We start from the raw sequence: 17,088 nt of genomic DNA, 5'->3' as shown, positions 1-17,088 counted from the left end.
ACGTCACATCTGCCGCAACAATCATTCGTCACCGCTGCCGCAACAACAGTGAGGCTATCTCAATATCGCCCGGATTTGTAACCTTCATATTGGCATGGTCGCCGTCAAACAATGCTGTCACATTCCCTGCCGCTTCTGTAGCGGAGGCATCGTCTGAAAACACAGTGTCCGGGAAACGCTGATACGCCCCCTTCAACACTGCAGCGCGGAACACCTGCGGCGTCTGCACCGCTACGTATTCCGAACGGTCTACAGCCTCATTCCCGGCATCGGTCACGCGTCGCAACGAATCAGTGACTGCCACTGCCGGTACTGCCGCGCCGGATTCTGCTCCGGCAACCCATCCACGCGAGATGATTCCTGTGCTGACCAACGGACGGGCGGCATCATGCACCGCCACAAGCACATTGTCAGCCATCGGCACACCCTCAAGACCATTTATCACGGAGGCTGTCCTTGATGCGCCGCCACCCCTCACCACATGAGGCACATGGTCTTCCGGAGGAAGCTGCGACATCAGCTCATCCCACATACCTACGTAATCGGGATGCACCACAAGAATAATGCGGGTGGAGGAATCCGCCTCATGAAAGGCTTTCATCGACCACCACGCCATAGGACGCCCATTAAGCGGGCGGAACTGTTTGGGAAGACCCCCTCCAAGACGGGATCCGGTTCCGCCAGCTACTATGATAGCGTATTTTTCAAAATTCTCGTCCACGACAGATCACATGTTCATGCCGCCGTCTACCTGTATCACCTGACCTGACACGTAGCTTGACAAGTCAGATGCAAGGAAGGTGGCAACGTCTGCGATATCCTCCGGTTTTCCGCCGCGACGGAGAGGAATTTTCTTGCACCATTCCTCACGCACGCTGTCGGGAAGTGCAGCTGTCATGGCTGTCTCGATAAATCCGGGAGCAATTGCATTCGCACGTATGCCACGTGAGCCAACCTCCTGAGCGATGCTCTTCGCAAGCGCGATAAGTCCTGCCTTTGAAGCGGCATAGTTTGCCTGACCTGCATTGCCATGAACGCCTACCACCGACGCCATGTTGATGATAGAGCCTGAACGCTGGCGCATCATGATTGGAAGCACCGCATGGATGAAGTTGAATGCTGATTTCAGGTTGACTGCAATAACGGCATCCCACTGAGCCTCAGTCATACGCATCATCAGACCATCCTTTGTGATGCCGGCGTTGTTCACGAGAATGTCAATACGTCCGAAATCCTCTTTTATCTGATTGACAACCTGTTCTGTCTCTGCAAAATTGGCTGCATTTGACGCGTATGCCTTACATTCCACGCCAAGAGCCTTGATCTCCTCTTCGGTTTTCTTACCATTTTCATCGATCACAAGGTCGGTGAATGCTATATTAGCACCTTCAGAAGCGAATTTCAATGCAATCGCCTTACCGATTCCGCGTGCGGCACCGGTGACAATGGCGGTTTTACCTTCAAGTAGTTTCATTATTGTTATTTTTTTTGGGGTTGTTATTGTTGTTGAGTTTGGTTATATCATGACATCACATGAAAATTTGATATCTCATGATATAACATGTTGAATCATGATATATCATGACGATTTGTCGTATCATGTTATAACATGATTTATCATGATACATCAGCCCTTTCCAACGAGGCTGCATCATGCAGCATCATGCCTAAAAACCTGTCAGAATCTGACGATGAAGCAGCCGCAGGAATAGCCACCGCCAAACACCATCAAGGCAGCCTTGTCGCCTTTCTTGAACTTGTCAAGATTCTGTGTCAGCACAAGTGCAGCCGAGGCCGATCCTGTATTGCCGAGCGTCTCTATATTATTGAGGAAATCATCCAGAGGCTTGTCAAGCTGATGAGCCACCTGAGCCACTATCCGCTTGTTTGCCTGATGGCATATCAGTTTGTTGATATCCTCAATCTTCAGACCCGTATGACCCAGTGATTTCTTCAGTGCATATATCATATACTTGCAGGCATGGATAAAGACATCGCGTCCGTCGGGCATCATTATGCCACCCTCTTTCGGACGAAGCTTCACACCTTCCGGACCCTTGCCAACGTTGCCGAGTCCCTCGGTGAACACGTCGAGTATCTCGACATCATTCTCCGACTCCCTCTCCTTGCTGATGAAGAATGCCACAGCTGCATCCCCCCAGAGGTGTCCTGCCTTATGATCCTTCTCATTGCTGTAATACGTATTGTGCTCCGTACAGATAAGAAGAGCACGCTTAGCCTTTCCGGAAGCGAAATAACCCTCGATCACCTCAAGTCCGTTGATAAACGATGAGCAAGCCGCCGACACGTACACAGCCTTTGCCCCGCTTATGTCATAGTGCTGCTGCGCTACGTGGGCGGGAGTGGCAACGGTGTCGTATGCCGCATAACAGGCTGCCACAATCAGATCCACATCCTTTATAGCGTATGGAAGATTACCAAGGGCATCATCTATTGCGGCAAGTGCCATGGAATCAGCTCCTTCATCAGATGCAGCCTTCGAACGGCTGATTATACCGGTGCGTTGCAGAATCCAACCCGGCTCAAGACCGTTGAGATTCTCGAAATATTCATTGGTTATTCTTGCGGAGGGCACATAATTGCCCATTGAATTTATATACATACTCTGATTTTTTTCATTTTGGATATAGGTGCCATTTCCCGATTCGGGAATGCCTCATCTTTTCTTTATACCGTTAAGAATTATATCTGACACGTAAGATTTCAGCATCCCTTTATCAATGCCTTCATCCGAAAGATTATCCCTGATATAAGGCACGTCAAGACCATGAATCGTCTGCGTGATTATCACCGACGCCTGATTAAGATTTGAAATAGCAAACACACCCTGCTCCACCCCCTCCTGAAGAATGCCGCGAAGCATTGCCGTCTCCTTACGGGTTATGATCTTACGTGCTCGGTCCACTTTTCTGACGTCTCTGAAGAAACCGGCACGCAACGAACCATTACGCGACACAATCTCCCGCATGGCTTCAAAACGGCAATCCACATACTCCATCAGCTTCTCTTCCGGCGTGCATTGGCGTGCCACTATCAGGCGAAGACGGTTGAGAAGCTGATCTGTCTCGCTCTCTATGACCGCATTGAAAATATCTCGCTTACTTTTGAAATATGTATATATGGTTCGCCGTCCCTTGTCGGAGGCTGAGGCTATATCGTTCATAGTTGTGTTCTCGACACCTTTCCTTGCGAACAGCTGACGAGCTACCTCTATAAACTTGTCTCTTGTCTTCATCACCATATTTCGAGAGTTATGCGGTTAGAGATTCTGTCGGAATTGCAAAGAAGCGTTGTAGTGGAAACACTTTGATTGCACATATTCCGATTTATTGAGCAAATTTAGCAATTTTTTTTGACTTGTCTACAATTTTGTAAAATAATTTTTATCCCAGCTTTTAGCCACTGATTTTATTACAAAATTTATTTCATTGACATAGTGATATTTATCTAAATATTTACATAATTTAACACATTTTTATCCCAAAATATTTTGCAGATATCAAAAATAGCCGTAACTTTGCACTCGAAATCACATCGCGGGGTGGAGCAGTGGTAGCTCGTTGGGCTCATAACCCAAAGGTCGTAGGTTCGAGTCCTGCCCCCGCCACTAAAAGCCGATTCCTTAAGAATCGGCTTTTTATTTATATATCCTTTTTTCACATGGAAGTTATCTACGAAGACAACCATATTATTGTAATCAACAAGGTGCCCGGTGAAATCGTGCAAGGCGACAAGACCGGCGACACTCCCCTCTCCGAGATCATCAAGAAATATATTAAAGAGAAATACTGCAAACCGGGCAACGTGTTCTGCGGCGTGGTGCATCGCATTGACAGACCTGTGAGTGGGCTTGTAGTATTTGCCAAAACGTCAAAGGCCCTGACACGACTAAACGACATGTTGCGCAAAGGGGAACTGCACAAGACTTATTGGGCTCTCGTGCAGGGGCATCTTGAAAAGGAGGAGGACACTCTGAAAAATTTCCTCGTAAGCGACGGCAGAATAAACAAGACCTTTATTGCGGACTGCAATGCAAAGGATGCAAAGGAATCAATACTGAAATACCGCACCATTGCCAAAGGCGACAGATATACCTTGCTGGAAATTAACCTAATAACCGGACGAAAACATCAGATTCGGGCGCAATTGTCAAATATCGGACATCCGATAAAGGGCGACCTGAAATATGGAGCCCGCAGAAGCAATCCCGACGGTGGCATATCCCTTCTCGCACGCCATATTGAATTCATCCATCCTGTATCGAAGAAGGAGATATCGCTCGACGCTCCCCTACCCTCCGAATTTCAGAAATTCATCTAAGCCATCCTCTGACAATCTTTAGGATTAACGATAATAATAATGGCAACTACATAAAATAATAAAGCCGGATCTTGAGATCCGGCTTTATTATTTTATGTAGTTTTATAAAGTATGCTATAGGAATCTTACACGAGTTCCTCTTTCATCTCCTCTTCAAGCGATACGGGAATATCTTGGTTGACATTCTTCGAACCGATAATAGCATAATAGAAGATATAGACGAGCATTGCAAATATCAGCCAGTAGCTTGATACGTAGCCCACACTACGACCGATCCAGTCCTGGATAAACGGCATGATACCACCCCCGACAACCATAGTCATGAAAAGACCGGATGCCTTGGCTGTGTATTTGCCGAGACCCTCTGTCGCAAGGTTGAAGATACCGCCCCACATCACTGATGTGCAAAGACCGCAAAGGAAAAGGAAGAGCGTCTTCATCGGCACCTCTCCGCTTGTAATGTTGAGTGCGCTGATTTCAGGCGACTGGAATGTGACCTCTTCCGGAAGGATAATGGCGATAAGCACGAGCACGATTGCCACAGCCGAAGCCGTGATAAGCTGGATGCGGGTGGAGATCTTACCACTGATGACCGAGCTAAGGAAACGTCCGATAAGCATCATGAGCCAATAAAGTGCGGCAAGGGAGCCGGCAACGGCTGCTGCACCCTCGAAGCTCTCGCGGCTGATCCATGCGTTCATCTCGCCGGGGATACCGATCTCGATACCCACATAGAAGAAGATAGCGAGGATCCCGAGCTTACAGTGGCGGAATGAGAGCGGGCTGTGCTCATATTTCACATTGCTGAGGTTAGCCTGGGGCTCCTGAATCTTGACAAACGAAATGATGATGAAAGCAAGCACGAAGATCACGATACCGGTCACAACAAGCGGTGCCACAGATGCCATGGTTGTTTCTTTGGTAAGAGTACCCACAAGCACACCGACAAACATCGGGGTCAAAGTGCCGGAAAGTGAGTTGAGCGCGCCACCGGTCTGGATAAGCTGATTACCCTTGTTACCACCACCGCCGAGGAGGTTAAGCATCGGGTTAACAACCGTATTGAGCATACATACGCAGACACCGCAGACAAGCGCACCGAGAAGATAGATGAACAGGTTGAGGGTGGTGGGGTTCTCGCCTCCGATTACGATGACATTATCACCGACCACACTTGAGAGCAACTGGATAGCAAGACCAATCGCACCTACAGCCAATGCGATGAGCGCAGTCTTCTTATAGCCGTAACGGATAAGCATGTTGCCCGCAGGGATACCCATGAAGAGATAAGCGGTAAAGTTCATAAGGTTACCAGCCATACCGGCCCAAGCATATCTGAAACCCCAGATATTACCGAACGGAGCCGCCATGTTGGTCACAAAAGAGATCATCGCGAAGATAAAGAACATCGTGATGATCGCGACAATAGGTCGCTTTTGAGTTGTTTGTGCCATAAAGCAGATTTTAAGTTAAGTTAGTATTATTGTTGTTTGGTTTGTAGTTTTAAGGATAATCGCAACATCTTTAAATATTACTGAAGAGCAATCTCAATATTGGCGCGCCCCGAATATTCTTGTCCCGATTCTCACGATATTAGCCCCCTCATCCACTGCGATTTGCCAATCGCCACTCATCCCCATCGACAGCTTGTCGAATCCTCGCAGCCCGAGGGCGGAATCATCTGCCACCTGATGGAAAATCTCTGAAATACGATGGAAATCCTCGCGTATCCTATCCTCATCATCCGTATTGGACGCCATTCCCATTATTCCGCAGATATGAGTGCTGGTCAGAGTCTCAAACCGCCTTTCCCGGAAATACTCCAGCAATTCCTCCGGATAGAATCCGAATTTTGTCTCCTCCTGAGCCACGTGCACCTGAAGCAGCACATTCGTAACCACCCCTGCCTTAGCCGATTCGGAATCAATCAGCTTCAACAGACGCTCGGAATCAACGCTCTCTATCAGCGACGTCTTGCCTACAAGCATCTTCACCTTGTTGGTCTGAAGATGCCCGATGAAATGCCAGCGTATATCCGATGGTAGCACATCCACCTTCTGAAGAAGTTCCTGCACCCGACTCTCCCCGAAGCATCTCTGCCCGGCGTCATAAGCCTCCATCACGGCTGATGCCGGATGGAACTTAGACACCGCAACGAGTTCTACTCCCGACGGAATTTCAGAACGTACCTCAACTATATTTTGAGCTATTCCCATTATTATTCCCCCGGTTTTTCTGTTTTATCCGACGACAGGTCAAGCGGATACACGTCCATAAGGGGAGTCTCTGCAATCGATGCTATGTCATAGTCAGCCATAGTCCCCTTCATACCCTCCTTGAATCGGGACAAAGCTCCTTCAAGATCTGACGCCTGAGTCAATATGAATGAGGCAGACTTCTTCTCCACGCCACTCTTCTCATCGAGAGTGATGAAATTCACTTTCACCATATAATATTTGTCGGCACTGTCATCAAAGAATATCTCCGAAATCTTGGTCTTCTTAACCGCTGATATCGAAAACTCTCCGGAGATGAACGGAGTCATCTCCTCTATGATACGCGCCTCCGCCTCTGTGAAAGAGAGGGCATCCACCAAATAAGGCTCATTCACTTTCTTTACGGTGCCGTTCTCCATCATCTTGTCGTAACGCACCTTGCATTCAAACCATAATGCCATGGTAATATCTGTTTTTATACTTAAATTTTTTACCAAATCGTTTTACTGGCAAGAATTTATACCATACCAACCAGCTATTAGACCTTAAGGAAAGTCCGGAAAAAATCAAACCCAACGTAAAACTTATTGCAAAGATAATCATTTTTAATATATAAACCGTGATATGGTTCAAACTTTTTACCACCACATGGTCATTTGCGTTTCAAAATGCCACTTATGATATTATATCCTGAAGTCTCGCGAGCTGCACTTCTGGGGTTTACAGTTTATAGTTTAAGGTTTAAGATTCACGGAAATCTACAAATCTTTTCATTATGCAAAATTTAATGACAATAAACCTTAAACCATTTAATTAGAGTTATTAGATAAAAAACTTTGACTATCGGAATATGCGGCACACATTCCAATAGCCAAAGACAATTTACAGGATTCACTTAAATATTTTCAATAGTGAGATGAAGACATATTCACATCTCAAAAATCAACGTCCGAACGTCTTTTCAAGAAATTCTGTCAGATTATTGGGATCATGTCCTCCGAAAACGATCTTTCCCTGCGGATCAATTACCATCATGAAAGGAATGCTGCTTACTGCGTATGACTCGGTAGCCCCTTTCACCCTATCCTTGTCAGCCCATAGCTGCGCCCATTCCATATTTTCCTGTTCCATCGCTTTACGCCATGCCTTTTCATTTGAATCAAGCGATACGGAAGAGACCGTCAGAGCGTCGGAATATTTATTATACAACTCCTTGACATGAGGGATAGCCAAACGACACGGACCGCACCATGATGCCCAGAAGTCAACCAGAAGATACTTATCGTCTTCCATAAGTCCGGAAATACGGCATTCCTTCCCTTCCGGATCAAGAACTGCGAAATCGGTATAGTCTGCACCACGCAAATACTTACGATTATCATCAACTGCCTTTTTAAGAGAATCGTAGCGCGCCTTGTCCCACATTCCTGAAGACGCGGCAAGGATATTATCAAGTTCTGAGGCGGTATACGTGAATGGCGTTCTGAGATTTTCAATCATCAATTTGCCGGATATGCTATATTCCGGATGTCTTCCGACAAAATCCATAATAGCTGCCTTCTCCTTTTTTTGAGCCTCATCCATTGCTGTTTCAAGACGCTTCTCACCTTCCGGACTGGTATCTCGGTTTTCATCGACATACAGATTATAATGAGCCGCCTTGCTTGCAAACATATACGGGAAAAGCTCCGACTTATAATTGGCATACTCCTCCTGTGCCCTTCCTCCGGTCACTGTCACGTTTTTCTCTTTGAGAAACCCATCAGTGCCAAAATAGAAACTGGGGGGTATGCTGTCAAGATGTGCCGCACTGACCCTGATATCCGTATTCTCCACCATAAGCGATATGGCATTACCCATGCCATCCTCTTGGGCAGGCGAAATGAATATCTCACATAATGCCGGAGAGGGCACGGTGCCGGAGAGTGTAAACTTTCCGTTTTTTGCAACAGTCTGGGTATTTATATCCTGTGAGACTTTATCCTTGCTCTTCAGCTCCACAACGCAACCGTCGGGTATTCCCGGAATATCACCAATGATATTAAAGCCTGATGCCATGACCGAAAGTCCACAAGACAACAGAAAAGCTAACAATATATTCCTCATGATATCCATTAAATTATTTAAGTTTCACAAGTTTTCCAACTTGCTTCACTTAAATGGTTTAAGGTTTAATGTTTATGGTTTATGATCATTAAATTTTGTATAATGAAAAGATTCGTGGATTTTCGTGAATCTTAAACCTTAAACTATAAACTTTAAACCACTGAAGTGTAGCTTGCGAAACTTCAGTTAAATTATATTATCTTTCATTCGCCCAAGCGTGATTTTAACATATCCGACACATCATCCGGATTATTGGTGGAGCATATCACTTTCCCCATATCGTCAATAAGTACAAGCCGTGGGATTGTAGTGATAAAGAATGCCTGTGCTCCCTTACCCAACTGTTCTGATCCGGAAAGATGGAACTGACGCCACTCCATATTCTCCTTCTCCATAGCCTTACGCCACGCTTTCTCATTTTCATCAACAGAGACACTGTAGACATCAAGTCTGCCATCATACTTCTTATGCAAATCCCTGACATGAGGAATAGCCTCACGACACGGACCACACCATGACGCCCAGAAATCAATGAATGTATATTTGCCCGGATTCAACATTTGCTTAAAGTCAACGGTCTCACCCTTCGGAGTGGTTGCCGAGAACTGCGGACAATCGATTCCAAGAGCATATTTCAATGCAAAATTACGTCGCTTATTCACCGTATTCACGCGGGCTGTATCCGGACACACCTTAACCAAATCTGCCATAGAATTGATATCCGTTGCATTACGGGTAAACAGATTCTCCAATTCCCTCTGCACGACGTAGGCGGATATATTGTAGTCAGGATGCGCTGCAACAAACCTCAACTTTGCATCAAGGAGTTCCTGCTCCGTAAGTTTCTTTGCTGCATTATATTTCCTTACAGTATCAGGATTAGCATTTGTATCAAAATATTTCCGAGCAGAGAGATAAGAGACTGAATCATTCTGACGTTCCTTCTCTTCTATGGCTGATAGATACTCATTAAACTGCCGCATAATATCTGACCCTGACACCTTAAAGTCCCTCTTACCATAAATGCTGTCGAAATCACACATGCACTCCAACGTCAGCGCGGATGCATCAAGCATAACAGGAGTTGACACTCTCGTCCTGTAGGATTCATCTTTCTTGTTGTAGACTTGGAATAGCAGACTTCCCATCCTCGGCGACTTAATGTCTCCGGAAAGAGTGAACGCTCCTCCTTTCGGATTCGTCTTTGCAAGTTCCACATATTCTCCATTTGGATCCTCTACGTCCATAAGGACAACGCGGACACTGTCAGGCATACCTTTGACATTTCCTGTCAATGAAAATTTTCCTTGCGCGGAAGTCGGAAGACACATCAACATGGCCAATCCTCCCGCCAGCATAATATTCTTTATCATTGCCTTAATTTTTAATGGTTTATATTTTATTATTTTTTATCTATTTTGCATCCTTAACCCATCTTACACTCAGATAGCTGTCGGCACGCATGCAGGCTCGCTGCACTTTTCCATAATTAACCGTAATCCGGCGATAATAGGCCATTGGATAATCAAGGTCATACTTATCGGTAGTGGTGGAAGTCCAATAGTAACCTGACTCCTCCTTGCTATCAAGTTTGACCTCAACCCATCCCAAAACCTGCTTCATGAAACATGCCCCACCGAATCCGAGATTAAGCTGCGTACCGCCATCCTTATTTATAAGCGAATAAGCTACACCCTCTCCACCAAATCCTATGCGGTCGGTGTCTTTCATCCCAAGTGTCCGCTCAAGTTTCTGCCAATCTTCATCTGTCGGCACCCGCCATCCTTCGGGGGCATTTGCTATGGCATCTTCAAGTGTCACAAGATTTCCGTATTCCGGCAGGTAATTCTCAGCATAATCAGTTGCTTCATCAGTGGAAAGCACATTATTATAATCCCAACCATCATAATATGTAGCATCTGCAAGTGAACTGCCATTCTTGGCATTGGTAGTAGTCCAAAGTTGGTCGCCTATACGTACCCAGTCATACACGTTACCCTCATTATCCGTGACTGTGCCACGGTCTGATGGTTTAACATCCGGGAGGTCGTTGCCATCGCTACACGACGCAACTGAGAAAGCGGCAATCGCTATATATAGAAATTGAATGTACTTTTTCATCATTTCACTGCATTAAAGTCAATCCCAATATCTTCAATACACTTCTTAAGAGTATTGTATTTCAACATAATCTGCGGATAATCCTTCCATGTCTCCTCAAAATCCGGATCAAACAGACCGGAAAGGAAACTCTTGAAATCATTGGACTCGTTCTGAAACTCATCATAGGCGGGATCATCCATCCAATCAGGGTAATAATCCAGGAATCCAAGATTATAGATTATCTCCATATCTTGGTTGTCAATCCATTCCGGAGCTGCCTTGGATATATATTCCAGTTCGTAATACTCCTCACTGATTTCAAAGAAAGGAATCAGTTCCGACGACGTATAGTTCAACCTATCTTGAATAAGACTCTGGAGAAGACTATACCCCAGGGACTTTGCCTCATCATCATCGGCTCCTATCCAATCGGTAGCATTTATTCCGAAGCATCGCCAGCAACTGACGTAATCCGCAGGCATATACCTTCCGCTCGAAATCCGTTTTTCCAGATTCTTTACAAGCAAAACAGAATAAGGCTTCATGGAGCCTCCCTCTACATTTATATACGGGATGAAGTATCTCTTTATGAGCTCCGTCACATTGCTTTTCTCCGAGTCTTCAAGCACATCAAAAGTAGGATCATTGTCTGAACTGGAAGTGGTCATCCCCCAATTGAAATCTACTCTTTCCTCCCGCTGCACTCCATATTCATCCGTATAGGTGGCAAGCAGATCGGAAAATATAAGATAAATGCCGGTGTCATCACGGAAACTGCGCCTCAGTTGTGCTTCCTGACTATTGTCGGATGCATCAACCTCAAAATAGTTGGGCTCCGGTGCAGACGGACTCAGTGATTCTGTCCCATCGCCACAGCCTCCTGAGAAGAGCAACGCCGCAACAGAGAGTATTGAAAATATCTTATTCATACGGTTAATCATTGTTATCTGTCATTTTTTAATTATCATTAACTGAAGTTTCGCAAGCTGCACTTCAGTGGTTTAAAGTTTATAGTTTAAGGTTTAAGATTCACGAAAATCCACGAATCTTTTCATTATACAAAATTTAATAATCATAAACCATAAACATTAAACCTTAAACCATTCATCACCAGTCATCACCCCAATCATCCTCATCATCAAGATTGTCAAAGCTGGAGCCATGCACTGTAGTTGTCACAAACGCCTTGCGTGCCGGACGGTTAACATTCCCTAATGAGACCTGATAATTCCGGATTTCTCGCGGTATTGGCAGTGTGTATGCAGCATCGTTCTTTTCAAGTTTATACCAATCCGTGTGGTCATAAGAATAATTTGCCTCATACACGTAGCCATGCACTATCTCTTTGCTCCACGGATAAGGAGCACACACCGTGTAACGACGCAGGTCAAACCAACGGTGCCCCTCAAGCAGAAATTCCCTTGCGCGTTCATCTCGGATTATATCTATAAGAGCGTTTCCGGATGCTGCCACAGCTGCATCTCCACTGAAGCGCGTAGCTCTGAATCGGTTCAGATAATCGCGTGCTGTCTGATCATCCCCCTTATAGGCGGATGCCTCCGCCATTATGAGATATGCCTCCGAGGTACGAAAACAGAACACACTTCCTACTGAGCTATACGGACCCATAGCCTCATTCTGTCCGTTGACCTTACGGAACACATTATCCATACGCTTATATTGGGATTTCCCGATATACCTCTCTTTTCTGTAGTCATTGGAGGCATAAAGAGCCACCATATCATCTGATATAAACAGACCGGGCTCATAATATCTGGCATCCATAAACTGATATGCCACCAGATAATCTCCCATTGAGAAAAGGACCTCGGGCGAAGAGGAATCAAGACATGTCTCCCCTACATTCTTAGCCCCTATGTTCATCAGATCATCGTTATACTCGAGAACTTGCTTGGCCTTAGCTATTGCATTCTCCCAGTCCTGCATATAGAGATAGACCCTGCTCTGGAGAAGGTGTACTGTGTGGACATCCGCTCTGTAGAGAGATTTGCGGGTCGTGCCTTCAAGACATTTCTCAGCATTCTCCAAATCGGAAAGGATTGCACGATATGTGGATTCAAGCGATGAACGGTCAAACTCCACATCCTCTATCACTTCGCTGAACTTCAATGGCATACCCATCTTTGAAGATGCCGTCGCAGGGTCGTATGGTTCACAATACAAGTTCGCCAGCATGAAATAATATATCGCCCTCAGAAAATATGCCTCCCCCTTCACTCTGCTCTTCTCTACCTTATCAGTGGCATCGGGCTCAGGCTGCTCGTCAATAAGCGATATGACCATATTGCAGACATTGATACGAGAATACGGGGTATTGAAATATTTATCATCTCCACCCATATATTTAAACTCCCTGTCCATACCGGTGTCCTGCTGCCAGGTGTAAAACGGAAAGTCTGTCTCTCTTGACATCCAATAATTAGTATCCTTTCCACTCCTGACCTCATCACCCATGAAATGCAGTATGTCGAAATCATCATCTCTGTCACTCTGCGTACTGTAATTCTCTACATAATATCTGCCGGAATGAAGATATGCCGAGCCCAACAGCACCTCGTCAAGATCTTCCCATGAATTGACTTTAGAAAGATCCTGTGAATACTCCTTTAGAAAGGAATCACATGAGGATATGCCCACGGTCAACAGTACCGCTGCAAAGCCACATAATATATCTTTTATCTGTTTCATGATTTTTATTTGTTAGAATGTGATGCCCAGACCGAAAGAGAATCCCGGACGGTCTGATAGCTGTATTGTTGTGAATCCGCCTTGTGTCGGTGTCTGACCTTTAAGTTTCTTGTCGCAGATGGTGAACAGATTCGAACCCGTCACTGTCAGTTCAAGACGCTTGCAACCCCATGGTTTCAACAATGAGATGGGGAAATCATAGGAAAGGCTCAATGTATTCAGCTTTAGATAATCTGCACTCACCACCCGGATATCAGAATAATCATACATGTCCCACGCATTGTCAGCAAATCCGTAGACACCATCTGTATTTGATGACCAATGATCCTGATATTTGAAATAATTCGGATGCAGCTGACCTATGATGGCGGGGATATTTGTATGCAACTCATCACCCGGCTTTATCCAACGCTCAAGATAATCTCGACTGAGATTGTTCTCTGACTTTATCAGACCCTGCTGGGCATAGACTCCGTTGCTTTCCGTGCCGGATCCATACATACCGAAAAGACGTGTCTTGGCACCCAAGCTGTATACGAAGTTGGCATTAAGTCGAAGGTTTTTCCACCTTACCATCGTTGACAGATTACCGGATGCTATCGGCTCACGTGATCCGGAAGCGGTCAGCACGCTCGTAAACGTATCATATTTGCTCAATCCCTTGAGATCTTCCGTGTGATCTGACCAGTCGTCAAACATCGGACCGCCGTCAACCGGGCTAAGTCCCAGAAACTTATAGGAATAGAATGTGCCTACCGACTGGTTCTTCACAATAGCATTGCCGTTAAGAAAATCATTCAGCTCGTAAGTCTCTCCTGCCGGAAGGGTCTTGATCTTGTTGATATAGCGTGAGAAACTTGTAGATACCGTCCAGTTCCAATCGCGGCTGTTGAGTATTCTCCCCGTGATTCCAACCGAATAACCCGTATTGTCTATATTGCCTCCGTTAACCACATAACTCTCATAACCGTTGATTGTGGAAATGGTCTTAGTCATAAAGGCATCCTTGGTATGTTTCCAGTAAAAAGAAGCCTCAAACTGTATGGCACGGTCAAGAAATCCCCACTCGAAGCCGAGGTTATAGCTGTTGGTCTTTTCCCAACGGAGATCCGGATTTGGGTTGCGCTCCACCGTCGACATATACTCGTTGTAGAAATCATTATACGATCCCTTGCGTATTATCATGACCGGCGACTGGTCGGAAAGCATGTTGCCTTGAAAACCGTAGCTACCCTTGATGGAGAAATAATCAAGCCATGTAAACTGACGGAAGAAATCAAGCTGTGCCGCATCAAATGATGCCGAGACTGACCATATCGGAAGGAGCTTATCATTGGCGCGATCTCCGAAACTGTTAGAGCCGTCCACTCTTGCATTTGCATTCAAGAAGATAAGGCGTCGCCAATCATAGCTGGCTGTGATATATGCAGAAAGCACATTCGACTTGCTGTCGGTAATGGAGGGTACATTGTCTGCAAGCCACGACGCATAATTGGTATATTTCGTAAGATCAATACCTTGTGCGAAACTCATACCCCTGTCAGGGAAATAGCCTCGTGTAGTATTGGAATAACCTTTGTAGCCATCGGATGATGCCTCTATACCCACACCTCCACTGAAGCTATGGACTTCGTTGAAATAATGGCTCCAGTCCAATTGGAAACGTGCAGTCCAACTGCGCAGATTGGTATTGGTCACCGAAAGTTCTCCGCCTTGTGGCATTGCACTATATTCATCGGGTGTCTCTCCATACTCACAACCTCTCAACTTGGCAGCATAATACGTATTAGCTCCCCATAAGGAATTAATACCCGTGTTTGAAGCGGTGTAGGAGAATATGGCGTTTGCCGAGAGCCAGTCTGTAAATTTAAATCGGAAATTGGCATTGAATGTCAATTGCTGACTGTTCTGATCCACCCCACTGTTCTCAAGCTCGTTGAGTATATTGAAATTTCTGCCTAATCCTTGATGTTCCCTTTGTTTATAAAAATAGTATGTTCCATCATCATTATAGGCAGGTATGACTCGGCTTGCCCTATATGCATACTGCATCGGTGCGATAGATGATGGTAGTAGCTACGATCGCTGACTGATCCGTTTAGACCAAAACTCGCGGTAATCCATTTGGTGAAATTCACGTCAAGATTCACCATGGCATTATAACGTTTGTTTTTGTTCCCCTTTACAATATCGTCATCATCGGTGAACCCAAACGAAGCGTAATAAGAAGCCTTTGAACCTCCTCCGCTTACAGTCAGGGTGTGCTGTTGAGAGAAACTGTCATGTGTAAGGAGATCAAACCAGTCGGTATTGACCGTCTCAAACCATGCCAACTGAGTGTTAAACTGTTCCTGGCTGATCCTACCACCATAAAGCTCATCCATAAGATATTCATATCCTACAAGCGTATTCGAAGAATTATAGACGTAATGATCTGCAAACAGTTGTTTTGACAATGCGATACGCTCCTTTGAATTGAGCACATCGACTGAATGATCCGTGTAGCGCGGTCGTGCTTTCCAAGTGAAAGAATTGGTGTAGCGTATCTGTGGCGCTCCCTCTTTACCTCTCTTAGTGGTGATCACAATCACACCGTTGGCTGCTTTAGTACCGTAAAGGGCGGTTGCTGACGCATCTTTAAGCACGTCAAGACGCTCAATATCCTGTGGATTCAATCCGGAAATAGCATTACCTATTCGATTGATATAGTCCGGGTCATTGAGTTCATCGGGAGATATCGGCACGGGGTCTTTGACGACAATACCGTCAACCACCCACAACGGCTCTCGATTGCCGATTATGGAGGAGGTGCCTCGGATTCGTATCTTTGGAGTGGTGCCGGATTCTCCTGAAGTGGAGACATACATAAGGTCCGGCACCTGACCTTCAAGCATCTTGTCTATACTCATGGCATCCGGACGGAGTATGTCTTCTGCTTTGATGGAAGTGATGGCACTTGTCGAAGCCCGTTTATCCACAATCTTGTAACCGGTGACCACCACGTCATCAAGCATATCAACATTGTCATGCATGACTATCTTCATCGGTTTCCCATCCCAAATAGCTTCCTGCCGGGTATAGCCTACATAAGAAAAAATCAATGCCACTTTCTTGTCACCTTTTGCCGGCAGAGTAAATTTGCCGTCCAAATCGGTCATCGTTCCATTCTTAGGACTTTTCTTCTCATAAACAGCGACTCCTACCAATGGCTCCCCCTGCTGGTCAAACACCTGTCCGGTGATATGATCTGAACGTCCGGTGACACCTTCAACCTGTGCCAAAAGATCCGAACCGCTTATGAATGTCATAATCATAAGCAACATGAAGAGGAATCGCTTATTCCAATCCATTTTCAGTCTGTAATTATTCATAAATTATAATATAAGGTTAGCATTATTTTTCATCTGTGATTTTGCAAAATTAATATATTTTTTTATTTTACAAACAAATTATAACAATTTATATAATTAAAAATTTAATTGTAAACTTTACACTTTATATTCTTTTATAATCAAAAAGCACAATTATAATTGCATTTTGCTACAGATTTATTTAATAATTCAAATATATACACATCATAATATTTATCAAATGCCACTTAATATCTATCTAA

The 17,088-nt window shown here is 45.1% G+C and carries 15 protein-coding genes and 1 tRNA gene; 2 read left to right on the top strand and 14 right to left on the bottom strand.

The window, feature by feature from the left end; translation table 11 throughout:
- Positions 1-28 precede the first annotated feature (28 nt).
- The 4 genes from E5331_RS16545 to E5331_RS16530 all read right to left on the bottom strand — a co-directional run bounded on the left by E5331_RS16545 (position 29) and on the right by E5331_RS16530 (position 3,256).
- A complete protein-coding gene (locus tag E5331_RS16545) occupies positions 29-721 on the bottom strand; it encodes an IspD/TarI family cytidylyltransferase (protein WP_123482273.1) in 693 nt (230 codons plus the stop codon).
- Positions 722-727: 6 nt separating this feature from the next.
- Positions 728-1,474: a 3-oxoacyl-[acyl-carrier-protein] reductase gene (gene fabG, locus E5331_RS16540; RefSeq protein WP_123482274.1), complete on the bottom strand. Its 747-nt coding sequence runs from the start codon at positions 1,472-1,474 to the stop codon at positions 728-730.
- Between the two features lie 204 nt (positions 1,475-1,678).
- Positions 1,679-2,623, bottom strand: a complete 945-nt coding sequence (locus E5331_RS16535) for a 3-oxoacyl-ACP synthase III family protein (RefSeq protein ID WP_123482275.1) — start codon at positions 2,621-2,623, stop codon at positions 1,679-1,681.
- 54 nt (positions 2,624-2,677) lie between these two features.
- Positions 2,678-3,256, bottom strand: coding sequence for a TetR/AcrR family transcriptional regulator (locus tag E5331_RS16530; protein WP_275441271.1), 579 nt, complete (start codon positions 3,254-3,256; stop codon positions 2,678-2,680).
- A 300-nt stretch (positions 3,257-3,556) separates the two neighbouring features.
- Between E5331_RS16530 and E5331_RS16525 the strand changes: the two genes are divergently transcribed.
- Positions 3,557-3,628 (top strand) — tRNA-Met (locus tag E5331_RS16525).
- A gap of 53 nt (positions 3,629-3,681) precedes the next feature.
- Positions 3,682-4,341, top strand: a complete 660-nt coding sequence (locus E5331_RS16520; protein WP_123482276.1) for an RluA family pseudouridine synthase — start codon at positions 3,682-3,684, stop codon at positions 4,339-4,341.
- A 125-nt stretch (positions 4,342-4,466) separates the two neighbouring features.
- Here E5331_RS16520 and E5331_RS16515 read toward each other — a convergent pair whose 3' ends face one another.
- From E5331_RS16515 to E5331_RS16470, 10 genes are all read right to left on the bottom strand, one after another.
- Positions 4,467-5,795 carry an MFS transporter gene (locus E5331_RS16515; RefSeq protein ID WP_123482277.1) on the bottom strand — a complete coding sequence of 443 codons (1,329 nt, stop codon included), beginning with the start codon at positions 5,793-5,795 and terminating at the stop codon, positions 4,467-4,469.
- Between the two features lie 93 nt (positions 5,796-5,888).
- Entirely contained in the window at positions 5,889-6,557 is a 669-nt protein-coding gene (locus E5331_RS16510; RefSeq protein WP_123482278.1) for a YggS family pyridoxal phosphate-dependent enzyme, read from the bottom strand.
- 2 nt (positions 6,558-6,559) lie between these two features.
- On the bottom strand, positions 6,560-7,018 hold the full coding sequence (locus E5331_RS16505) for a DUF4494 domain-containing protein (protein ID WP_123482279.1): 459 nt from the start codon (positions 7,016-7,018) through the stop codon (positions 6,560-6,562).
- Positions 7,019-7,499: 481 nt separating this feature from the next.
- Entirely contained in the window at positions 7,500-8,663 is a 1,164-nt protein-coding gene (locus tag E5331_RS16500; protein WP_168355277.1) for a TlpA disulfide reductase family protein, read from the bottom strand.
- A gap of 203 nt (positions 8,664-8,866) precedes the next feature.
- Positions 8,867-10,036 carry a TlpA disulfide reductase family protein gene (locus E5331_RS16495; RefSeq protein WP_135985875.1) on the bottom strand — a complete coding sequence of 390 codons (1,170 nt, stop codon included), beginning with the start codon at positions 10,034-10,036 and terminating at the stop codon, positions 8,867-8,869.
- A gap of 40 nt (positions 10,037-10,076) precedes the next feature.
- Positions 10,077-10,787, bottom strand: coding sequence for an FISUMP domain-containing protein (locus E5331_RS16490; protein ID WP_123482282.1), 711 nt, complete (start codon positions 10,785-10,787; stop codon positions 10,077-10,079).
- Entirely contained in the window at positions 10,784-11,695 is a 912-nt protein-coding gene (locus tag E5331_RS16485) for a hypothetical protein (protein ID WP_135985873.1), read from the bottom strand. Before E5331_RS16485 ends, E5331_RS16490 begins: the two co-directional genes overlap by 4 nt.
- Positions 11,696-11,873: 178 nt before the next feature.
- On the bottom strand, positions 11,874-13,475 hold the full coding sequence (locus E5331_RS16480) for a RagB/SusD family nutrient uptake outer membrane protein (protein ID WP_123482284.1): 1,602 nt from the start codon (positions 13,473-13,475) through the stop codon (positions 11,874-11,876).
- Positions 13,476-13,487: 12 nt separating this feature from the next.
- Positions 13,488-15,527, bottom strand: a complete 2,040-nt coding sequence (locus E5331_RS16475) for a TonB-dependent receptor domain-containing protein (protein WP_123482285.1) — start codon at positions 15,525-15,527, stop codon at positions 13,488-13,490.
- Positions 15,434-16,846: a SusC/RagA family TonB-linked outer membrane protein gene (locus E5331_RS16470; protein WP_123482286.1), complete on the bottom strand. Its 1,413-nt coding sequence runs from the start codon at positions 16,844-16,846 to the stop codon at positions 15,434-15,436. The genes E5331_RS16475 and E5331_RS16470 overlap by 94 nt, the downstream gene beginning before the upstream one ends.
- Positions 16,847-17,088: the final 242 nt, after the last annotated feature.

Origin of the sequence: Lepagella muris, from assembly GCF_004793975.1 — a bacterium.
Taxonomy (GTDB): Bacteria; Bacteroidota; Bacteroidia; order Bacteroidales; family Muribaculaceae; genus Lepagella; species Lepagella muris.
This window is presented reverse-complemented; position numbering and strand designations above follow the sequence as displayed.